General features: G+C 41.3%; 2 pseudogenes. Both read left to right on the forward strand.

The features are described 5' to 3' along the window. A pseudogene (locus ACFILH_RS00580) lies at positions 1-495 on the forward strand (hypothetical protein); the annotation flags it as partial. After that, positions 468-3,877, forward strand: a pseudogene (locus ACFILH_RS00585) (hypothetical protein); the annotation flags it as partial. The pseudogenes ACFILH_RS00580 and ACFILH_RS00585, both read left to right, overlap by 28 nt.

Genomic DNA, 3,877 nt, shown 5'->3' on the forward strand with positions numbered 1-3,877 from the left:
AATGTTGTCAGTGATAGCCTTGCCAAGCAGGATGATAAGACGAAAGTTATCACTATTGGTAAAGAAGTAGAAGGTACAGAACTCAATATTTCAAATAAAGACAAAGTAGATCGGACACTTTCTGGTGTTAAGGCAGCAGAGAATGACAATGAAGCAGTCAATAAAGCGCAGCTTGATGCAAGTCTGAAGGATCTTTCCAGCAGCCTTCAGTCTGATGATTCAGCAGTGGTTCTCTACGATAAACAGGCAGATGGTAAAACTGATTATAGCAGTGTGACTTTAGGTAAAGGTAAGGATGCAGGACCAGTTGCACTTCATAATGTTGCCGAAGGTAATATTGCTAAGGATTCAAGGGACGCAATTACAGGTGGTCAGCTTTATTCCTTAGGGGACAATGTTGCAACTTATTTAGGTGGTNACTTCATAATGTTGCCGAAGGTAATATTGCTAAGGATTCAAGGGACGCAATTACAGGTGGTCAGCTTTATTCCTTAGGGGACAATGTTGCAACTTATTTAGGTGGTGGCGCTGAATATAAGGAAGGTCAATGGAGTGCTCCAAGCTTTAAAGTTAAAACTGTCAAAGGTGATGGTAGTGATGTTGAAGATAAGGAATATAAAACTGTAGCGGAGGCATTGGCTGGAGTTGGTGCTTCCATCACCAATGTTCGCAAAGAGATTAACAATGAAATTACTAATGTTGTCAGTGATAGCCTTGCCAAGCAGGATGAAAAGACAAAAGTTATCAATATTGGTACAGAAGTAGAAGGCAGTGAAATCAATATCGCAAATAAAGACAAAGGGGATAGAATACTTTCCGGTGTGAAGGAAGCAACGAAGAATAATGAAGCAGTCAACAAAGAGCAACTTGATAAAAGTTTAGAGAAGCTTTCTAACAATCTTCAGTCTGATGAATCGGCTGTTGTTCACTATGATAAAAAAGATGGTGATAATGGCATCACTAATTATGCGAGTGTGACTTTGGGTAAAGGTAAGGGTTCTGCATCTGTTGGTTTGCATAATGTTGCCGAAGGTCAGATTAGTGAGAATTCGCATGATGCGGTTAATGGCGGTCAGATTTCTAAGGTTTCTCAGGATATTGCGGAATACTTAGGTGGAGGTACAAGCTTTAAAGATGGTACTTTCACGGGTCCAACCTATAAATTATCCAGTGTTGATGCAAAAGGCGAGGAAGTAGAAAAATCCTATAGTGATGTTGGTTTAGCCATTGAAAGCATTGATACGAATTTCAAGAATGTAAATAGCAACCTAACGAATAAGTTTAATGAACTTACTGAAAACATCACGAATATTACTCAGGAAGTTCAAGGCGATGCGCTGTTGTGGGATAAGGACGCAGAGGCATTTGTAGCGACGCATGGAGAGAAGGAAAGCAAGAGTAAGATTACATCACTTGCAGCTGGCTCTATAGTATCAGGCTCGAGTGATGCGATTACGGGTGGACAGATTTATGATCTGCAAAAACAGTTTGCTGGCTATTTTGGTGGAGGTGCTGGTTATAATGAGAAAGGCGAATGGCAAGATCCGGATTTCCAAATTCAGACTTTCAGCAATGATGGTACGAAAGGTGATAAGAAGAGCAGTAATAATGTTGCAGGTGCGTTTAATGACATTAATGACAGCATGAGCACTATCAACGCTCGTATTAAGGAAGTTTCAGAAGGAGTTGCACAAGATTCTTTATCATGGAGCAAGGCTGATGGTGCTTTTGTCGCCTTGCATGGAGAAAAAGATGGTGCAAAGACAAACAGCAAGATTAAGTTCCTTGCGGCAGGAGATATTACGAAAGAATCGACAGATGCAGTAAATGGCTCCCAACTTTATTCCTTAGGAAAAGATCTTGCATCGTACTTAAACGGTGATGCTAAGTATGAGAAAGATCAATGGTTGTTGCCTAGATTTAAAGTTACACACCTTAAAGAAGATGGCACATCAGAAGAAGCTGAGTACGATAGTGTTTCAGAAGCTCTTTCAGGTGTTGGTAATTCTTTCACGAATGTGGTTAAAGACTTTAATGACAAAGTCACGAATATTACTCAGGAAGTTCAAGGCGATGCGCTGTTGTGGAATAAGGACGCAGAGGCGTTTGTAGCGACGCATGGAGGAAAAGACGGTGAGAAGACCAACAGCAAGATAACGTCGCTTGCAAATGGTGACATTACTGCTAGCTCAAGCGATGCTGTAGCAGGAAATCAGCTATATGCTCTAGGTAACAGTGTTGCGCAGTCTTTAGGTGGTGATGCTAGTTATGCAGGTGGCGCTTGGACAGCTCCAAGTTTCAAAGTTAAGACCGTTAATGAGGATGGTACTAAAGTTGAAGAGAAGAAGTATGATAATGTATCGGAAGCATTTGCTGGTGTAGGAACATCTTTTGAGAATCTTCAAAAAGAGTTCACCCAAAACAACACGGAGGTTACTGAAAATATTAAGCAGAATGCGTTGTTGTGGAGTGATGAAGATAATGCGTTTGTAGCGACACATGGAGAGGGTGCTGGGAAAGGCAACAGTAAAATTAAGTTTCTTTCCAATGGAGAGGTTTCTGCAAGCTCAAGTGATGCGATCAATGGTTCTCAGCTTTTTGATACGAATAAGACTGTTGCATCTTATTTAGGTGGTGGCGCTGAATATAAGGAAGGTCAATGGAGTGCTCCAAGCTTTAAGGTTAAGATTGTCAAAGAAGATGGCAGTGCTGTTGAAGAGCAGAGCTATGATGATGTTGCCAAAGCATTTGCTGGTGTAGGGAATTCATTCACAAATATTCACAAAGAGCTTAAGAATGAGATTAACCAAGTTGTAGGAGATAGTCTTGTTAAGCAAGATGAAAAGACACATGTTATTAGTGTAGGGGGTGAAAAGAGTGGTACAGAAGTTAAGCTTTCGAATATTGATGGTGCTGCACGGATCCTTTCTGGTGTGAAATCAGGAACGCTTTCGGAAGCATCGAGTGATGCAGTGAATGGTTCACAGCTTTTTGCGACCAATCAAAATGTAAGCAGTGTGTCAAACAATCTTGAAACAACAGCTACGAATATAGCTAAATCTTTAGGTGGTGGCGCTGAATATAAGGAAGGTCAATGGAGAGCTCCAAGTTTCAAAGTTAAGACCGTTAATGAGGATGGTAGTGCTGTTGAAGAGCAGAGCTATGATGATGTTGCTAAAGCGTTTGCAGGTGTAGGGAATTCATTCACGAATATTCATAAAGAGCTTCAGAATGAGATTAATAGAGTTGTAGGAGATAGTCTTGTTAAGCAGGATGATGCTACGAAGGTAATCAAGATAGGTGGTGAAAAAGAGGGTAGTGCAATCACAATTGCAAATATGAATGGTGATGCACGTAGTCTCTCTGGCGTGAAAGCTGGCACACTTTCTGAAGGCTCGACAGAAGCAGTGAATGGTTCTCAGCTTTATTCCTTGAATCAGACGCTAGCGACTTATTTTGGTGGTGGCGCTCACTATGAAGATGGTCAATGGGTAGCACCTACTTTCAAAGTTACGACATTTAATGATGATGGTAGTCCAGAAGAGCATAGCTATCCCAATATTGCTGAAGCGTTTGCCGGTGTAAGCAATTCATTTACAAAGCTTCATAATGAGATTTCAGACAATATTGAGCAGAATGCGTTGTTGTGGAGTGATGAAGACAGTGCGTTTGTAGCGCTTCATGGGAAGGGAGATAAAAGAAGTAAGAGCAAACTGAAGTCAGTTTTAGATGGCGATATCTCTGAAGGTTCGACAGAGGCGATTACGGGCAATCAGCTTTATTCCTTGCATCAGACGCTAGCGATGTATTTAGGAGGAGGAGCTAGCTATGAAGGTGGCGAATGGAGGGCTCCGGAATTCAAGGTTGCACAATTCAA

Origin of the sequence: Bartonella sp. CL435QHHD (assembly GCF_042195095.1) — a bacterium.
Taxonomy (GTDB): Bacteria; Pseudomonadota; Alphaproteobacteria; order Rhizobiales; family Rhizobiaceae; genus Bartonella.